Here is a 7,142-nt window from a genome sequence, read left to right on the forward strand (position 1 = left end):
GTCCACAATAAGATGGTTCGGCGAGACTTTCCCAAAGGTGAATCCCTAGACGCTGTCAGCCCACAAGCTGTCGCCGAAACTCAAGATCGGCTCAACCGCCTCCCTCGTCGCCAACTCAGATATCGGATGACCGAGGAAGTCTTCGTCGCTGAGCGCGCTCGAGCTCAGCGACGAGCTGCCAAGGTAGTCGTAGCCAGCTAACTCAACTCATCAAAGATAACAGTTCATCTCACGGTGTCGTGCCACGGGTGGCTAACTTGTTCTTGCAATTTGCGAAGCAAAACGAACGGCTTTATCAACGAATTTATCGGCTCGTTTATTTTGTTTTTTGCCGCGTTGGGCATCACCAAAGCCCCATTTTTCGCCAACAACTTAGGCACCGCGCATATGGCGCTAGGCTTTTTGGTCGGGACCTTGGTGGCCAGCTTCGGCGGACCATCTGGGCCAGCGCTGAACCCGGCGCGTGACTTGGGGCCGCGGATACTACACCAAGTGTTGCCGCTGAAGCACAAAGGCTCCAGCGATTGGGGCTATTCTTGGGTACCGGTACTAGCGCCGATTTTAGCCGGGATCTTAGCGATTGCCTTATACAAGAACGTGTTCATGTAAGCCAAAATCACCCAAACGATGCCGATCATCTCGGCATCGTTTTTTCTTGTCTAAGTCAAGGCCAATCGCGCCAAATTTTAGAACAGAATTTTATTAGAATTGCACGGATCAGCAGCCAATTAGCTGGTACACTACATGTAGAATGGAGGTGGATCGATGTTTAAACGACTATTACTGATGGCGGCGCTAGTGGCTGGGGTCGCAGGCGGTGGCCACGCGGTACATGCCGCTGAGGTGAATTTCCAAGTTGCCCCAGAGATCCCCAGCAATCAAATCGATAAAAAACTCCAATATTACGACTTGCTGGTGACCCCTGGCACGACCCAAAACTTAACTTTCTTGATCCAAAACACCGATTCCGGCTCACACAAATTCGCCGTGTCGGTGAATCGCGCCGGCACCAGTCCAGATGGCAATACCAGCTATTCTGAACATGGCGCCAAGCCGACGAAATCCTTGAAAGTCAATATTGAGTCCCTGTTCCCCAAACCGCATACTTATACTGTTGACCCGCACAGCACCCGCCGCATCAGCTTGAAACTCACCGCGCCTAAAACTGCCTGGTCTGGCATTTTGCTTGGCGCGCTAAACGTGCAAAAAGTCGACCAAGACGCTGGCAGCGGCGGCGCAGTGGGCATCACCTCACGACCTGGATACGCCATTGGCATCCAGCTACAAGCCACCAAAACCCTGCCGACCTATACGCCGCAGCTGCAATTCAACGGCGCTGAAGTTTCGACTAACGCTTCTGGTAGCAATGTTTCAGCCTTACTGGAAAACCCCGCGCCAATGCTACAACAAGGCTTACATGTTTCCGCCAAAGTCTTCCACAAAAACAAGCAAGTCTTGCACCATGAACTCGCCGGCATCAAGTTGGCACCTAATGCGCAAATGGCCTTTCCACTGACCACCAAGCCCCAAGCTTTGAAAGCTGGCACCTACCATTTGGTGGTCACCGCGCAAAACGGTAAACAAAACTGGCACTTCGAAGACGACTTTACGGTCGTGAACCCAGTGATGAAAACCCAAACCACCAAAACTCAAACTGCCCATACCGGCCCCTTCCCCGCTTGGGTGGTGGCAGTGATGATCGCCATCGCTTCGGCATTAGGCTGGTATGTCTGGTACCTGCGTAGTCATCGTCATGAATAAGCCAAACGCCATCTGATCGATCGTCAGGTGGCGTTTTTGAATGGTTTGAGACATGCAAAAAGGCTTTCGCCTGACCTTTATACTGCAGGTCTAGCGAAAGCCTTTTGTGGTGGATCATGGCGCCCAAGTCAAGGCCCAAGTCATCGTTGATTGATAATTGGTTTTGTTTGCCCCGACATTTGCCGGAAGATTCATCTTAACGTCTTTGACGTCCCAATCAATTGTATAATCACCGGTGTCACTGTCGATTCCTGTTTCAACCAGATTTGAGTCACCAGAGCCAGATTGATCACCGCCCAAGCTGACCGTTTGAGCTGTGCCAATGTCCAACTGCTCATCGCCACGAGAGACTGTCGGTTTGCCCAAAGTGACAGACCCACCAGAGATCGTATCGCCATTTTCGCTAGTCAGTTGTGACATGCCTAGTTTCAATTGCCAACCGCTGGCAAGCGGGCCACCATCTTGAAGCACTTTCGCCCGTAAAACGTCTGTGCCTGGTTGATCGGACTCATCATTGGTCTCCGTGGTAGTAGCAGTAGTGTCATTCAGCTTATCGAGATCAAACTGAGCTTCTTGATCATTTGGCGTCGAATTTGGCAACAGGTTCAGCGTTTGAGGACCAGACAATGCTTCGGCGTGGCCGAAATTCAGCCTTTGCGGAACATCGACGAGATCAACATTGATGATTTTATCAAGCGGAACGATCAGTTGAGTACCACCAAAGTAAAACTGTTGCGCGGTGATACCGCTTTGCGAGTCGATAATACCGATCCCTGCATCTAATTCGGAATCGACACCGTCTGATTCCGGATCATATTGTACAACAGAGGTCACGATACTACCGGGTTGGGTAGTTGTGAACCCATTTTCAGTGTTATAAGTCAGCGTCGCAGTTTTATCAAACTGTTCGTAGCCCTTGACTGTCTGATTCTCAGCTTGAGTCATCGTAACAGTAAGGTCCGTCTTGAGTGGTACGTTACCTTTAAAAATCGCGCTTGGCTCTTGAATCAATCCAACCCCATTTTTATTAGTCGTCACCATTTGTGTGCCGACAACTTGGCCGTTGGCATCTTGATACGTCAAGTTGAAGGCGGCATTTGGAATGTTCGCCATTTGGCCGTTTTCATCGGTGGCAGAAGGTTGTGCAACTAAAGTGTCGCGGCGTAACATGATGCGTAAATTGCCCAATGTCATAGGATTGTTGGGAACGGGTTTGGTCGTGTTGAAATCCGACACCATTTGATCATTTTGCTTGGTATCAATGAAGAACCCACCAGTCGCGCCCCACTTAAAGATCACATTTCGAGGTGCCGGCACCGTGAAGGAACTAGCACTTGCAGGATCGACAGTGAGTCTGAAATTGATTTGACCTGTACTTGGAATGGTACCCAGTTTCAGCTTTGCGGCCAATTCTGCTTCATCTACCGTGATGTCACCAGACTCTGAATCAGCTGTGTAATTCAACGTGAGGCCAGGATCATCAAGATCTTCAAGTTTGACAGCAACTGATTTCTTCACACTTTCTAGCTTCTTATCCGAGTTATCAGCGTTACCGACTTGCCGGCGAACTTGTAGCTTAAAGCTCAGCGGTTGATCGGTGTAAGTGATGAGTTGATCTGCTTTGGACCAAGTCATTGGGCCAGCACTATCAGCGACAGTATTACCCTCTACGGTTTTGACACCGATGACCCCAGTGCCGACTTTGTAGACGATCAGGGTCTCTTTACCTATCGCGTAACCAGCTGGTGCTGTTTCTTCAGTGACTTTGTAGTAATGTGTCGAACCAGCAGCTGTTGCAGTTGGCGTGAACTGGAATATTCCGTCATCGTGAGTGATCAATGTTTGTTGTGGCAATTTATCAGTGGCGCCATAGGAACCACCATTCGCCTTAGTTTCGGTAATGACCATTTTTGCGCCGGATAAAGGCTGGCCTTGCGCATTTTGCTTTTTGAGCTTAATGACAGGTGCTGGCGTCTTCACGTCACTGAAGTTCAAAACGTCTTTTTCGACGGCGAGAACTTGCTTGCCATCAGCATTTTTCACACTTTGATCAGTGAAGTCAGTGGTGCCAAAATTCTTCGAAACGCCAGTCACACCAGCGGTTGCATTCCAGCTGAAATAGTAGGTATTGGTGTCTTGAACGTAACCAGCTGGTGCGGTATCTTCGTGGATGCTAAAGATTCCTTTGGTTACCGACTGGTCTTTAAGCAATGTTTTAACAACATCACCGTTACTCGTGGTGACTGTCGCCAAATCGATTGCTTTTTGATTAGCATCGAGACGTTGAATGGTGAATTTTGCAGCCCCAGTGACGCCTTTAGTTGGATCACTGGCATCAGTCTTCTTCATTGAGAAGCCGACATCTTTTTGAACGACAATCTTACTATCTAAGAATTTGACGCCGATACCATCGACAGTCACGGTACCATCTGTGGTTTTCGGTGCAAACCCAAGCGTCGAAATGGCTTTGAAGGCCGCACCGGCATCACTGCCGCCAACCGTCTTCTGGCTAGCAGCATCCAGTGGTGCCACCGATACGGTGCCATCAACTGCGACCTTGATCGCGTACGCGTTGGCGGCAGGTGTGTAACCAACTGGCGCGGTCTTTTCGGACAACTCGAAGTAGCGATCTTGAGATGTTGGCGTTCCTAAGTCAAACTTCAGCTTCCCATCAGTACCCGTTTTGGCTTCGTCGATGAACTTGACCTCGTTAGGAAGGACTTCATTTAACGTGAAGTCTGCGCCGGAAAGTGCCGTCAATGCGTTGTCTTTATCCAGTTTTTGCAGGGAGAAAAACCCACCGTTACCAGGGCCCGCTTGTTTGACGTCGCCAAAAGTGATCATGTGACCATCACTGCTGGTGGCGACTTTGATGACACCGTCTGTAGTTTGGGTCTTGGTAATATTAGACGACACATCTGGTCCGTCTGCGACCGTCATCGTCCCATCAGCTTGGATCCTCACATAATATCCTAGCTTGTTGGTATTAGCTTCATAACCAGCTGGGGCGATAGTTTCAACGACTTTAAGGACTTTATCGGCTGAAGTTGCTTGACCTAAGTTGAAAGTGGCTTTACCACTCTTTGTGGCTTGAGACCCTAAAGAGTCCCCAGTTGCAGGTATTGTGATGGTGAAGGTTGCCCCATCAGGCACCGTTGCATTAGGATTATTCTTGTCGATCTTCTTGATCGTCAGTGTGCCACCGTTATTGCCAGTACCACCAGAGGTGCTAGCTTTTGGATCAGCAATGACCAAAGTACCTGCATCAATCGAAACCAAACCGTCACTTGAAGACGCGCTTTGATCAGTAAGACGCATACCAACAGAGGTAAAGCCTTTGCCTTTCGTCCAGGTAGCAAAGTACCCAGCGGAGTTACCGATAGCATAACCTTGCGGAGCGTGTGTTTCAGCAATCAGGAAAGTACGGGTCGTCGCGTTTGATTTCGCATCAACGGCGATGCCTGGAACCATCCCACTAGCATCCGAAGTCAAAGTGGTGCCAGAAGGGGTGTTCCAGCTGTCACCCGTCGTGTTCTTTTGTTCCACAACATTGAAAGTAGCGCCTGCTAAAGCCTTGCCATCATCTTTAGAGACTTTCTTGATGTTAACTTGACTATTAGCCGGATTCTCATTCGGGTCGTCATGATGCACCGTCAGTTGCAATGTTTGATTATCATCAACAATCTTGGCATTCTTGGCATCGTCTGATAACGATAACGTGTCAGCCTTAGTATCCAAAGTCATGCCGGAAAAGGCGATATCTTGCGTATACCCAGCAGGCAGTGTCAGCTTGTCAAAAGCTTCATCCCCAGCAGGATAGTAGAACGGGTGCGTGGCATCAGAGTTGGGATTATCACTTGGATACAAATCACCTGTCCCATCGTCTTTGGTGGTACCGTGTAAGAAACTGCTATTTCCTGACGTATTCTTCAACGTCAATGTGGCGCCTTTGACGACATGATCGTCTTGGTCCACAACTTTGACTTTCTTGACATGGTACAATTTAACGCTGAGTGTCGTACCAGTAGCTTGCCATTGCCCCTTGACCGCATGACCATCAGCAGAATCACCTGTCAAATGCATTCCCGATTCATCCACAGTAATTTGTGGCAGGCCATCTGGCATATAGTATTTATAACTTTGAAGGCTGGGGTCGTTGATTCGCATGAAGCCAGTTTTCGTTCCTGCTGCTGGGTTGTACGGAAGGAGCGTATAAGTCTTCCCTACCTCAAACTTTTTCTCGGTACCAGTTTTGATCGTGCCATCCGCATTAATTTCATGGAAGTTTTCAAAGTAAGCCGGCTGCTTGTTGGTCGTTGACTTGGCACCACTCAGTGAACCGTAAGCCGCGCCAGCAATAACCGCCTTGCGCAAATTATTTAAAGCGTTTTTGTCGCCACCATTACCAATTACAGCATTATTGTTGTAAGTAAATGCATACGTTGAATCGTCCTTGGTATAGAAAAGTGGGAACGCAGACACACGATAAGGGGTCTTATCCTCATTAGTATCAAGTTTACCAACGATACCGGGTTCAAACCGGAACGTGCTACCATCGATTTGCGTTGTAGGCTGAACTGGCGCTGGGTTAATGATAAAATCCGTTGCCTTGCCCGCTTGCAAATCCACAGGCGTGTCGTTTGCGGCAGTGCTCCCAACAAAAGTCGGCGTCAAAGTGACCTTGGTGGAAGCTTCTTTGGCCTTCATCGCGATAAATCCTGCTTTCGTGCCAGTGGTGCCTTTAGGCCACTCAACTCGAATGCTGTGATCAGCAAATACCCAAATGTGATATTCCTCAACATCGTTGCTATACGTGTATTCAGTGTGATCCTCACTTTTCGTGGGCCCGCTTACTGTGAGGTTATTCTCTTCAGCGTAAGCCTTAGTCGCAGCAGGATCAAATGTCGCCTTGCTATTGGTTGCTTTGCCATTTTCATCAGTTTCATTGATTTTGAATTGGATATCACGATACTTATCTTTGGGATAGTTATCCAAGTTCGCTGAAAAACTCAGGCGAATGTCAGAATCTACATCATATGGTGACTTGCTCCATTTTGTCAGCTCTAAACCGACATCATCCGCTGCTGTGATCATGGCAGGTACTGCCGCACCCATTTGCGCAAATACCGTTACGATAGTTGCGAAGATGTATACGAATCGAGCTACCAAACTCATATGTGATTTTTGTTCTTTCATCGTTTTTCATCCTCCAATTACCTATACTGTATCCACTTTTTATTGTACTTGAATTGTTAAGCTAAGTGGAACATCTCCGACCAGAAGACTTCCAGCGAAGATTTCCAACCAAACATCTTGCGAGGGCGAGTGTTAATTTGCCACACCATTCGATTGATTTCTTCGTCTGTGATTGTAGAGATGTC

The 7,142-nt window shown here is 48.4% G+C and carries 2 protein-coding genes and 3 pseudogenes; 3 read left to right on the forward strand and 2 right to left on the reverse strand.

Annotation, left to right across the window (positions count from 1 at the left end; all coding sequences use genetic code 11):
* The 3 genes and pseudogenes from ACKTSG_RS13170 to ACKTSG_RS13180 all read left to right on the forward strand — a co-directional run.
* Nucleotides 1–201, forward strand: a pseudogene (locus tag ACKTSG_RS13170) (IS30 family transposase); the annotation flags it as partial.
* A gap of 75 nt (nucleotides 202–276) precedes the next feature.
* Nucleotides 277–609, forward strand: a pseudogene (locus tag ACKTSG_RS13175) (MIP/aquaporin family protein); the annotation flags it as partial.
* A gap of 156 nt (nucleotides 610–765) precedes the next feature.
* Nucleotides 766–1,761: a WxLIP family cell surface protein gene (locus tag ACKTSG_RS13180; RefSeq protein ID WP_407895410.1), complete on the forward strand. Its 996-nt coding sequence runs from the start codon at nucleotides 766–768 to the stop codon at nucleotides 1,759–1,761.
* 114 nt (nucleotides 1,762–1,875) lie between these two features.
* On the opposite strand, the gene ACKTSG_RS13185 is transcribed toward ACKTSG_RS13180, so the two are convergent.
* Together ACKTSG_RS13185 and ACKTSG_RS14350 are read right to left on the reverse strand one after the other, a co-directional pair.
* Entirely contained in the window at nucleotides 1,876–6,957 is a 5,082-nt protein-coding gene (locus tag ACKTSG_RS13185) for a SpaA isopeptide-forming pilin-related protein (RefSeq protein ID WP_407895412.1), read from the reverse strand.
* A gap of 56 nt (nucleotides 6,958–7,013) precedes the next feature.
* Nucleotides 7,014–7,142, reverse strand: a pseudogene (locus ACKTSG_RS14350) (IS30 family transposase); the annotation flags it as partial.

Origin of the sequence: Lacticaseibacillus salsurae (assembly GCF_045862175.1) — a bacterium.
GTDB classification, from domain to species: domain Bacteria; phylum Bacillota; class Bacilli; order Lactobacillales; family Lactobacillaceae; genus Lacticaseibacillus; species Lacticaseibacillus salsurae.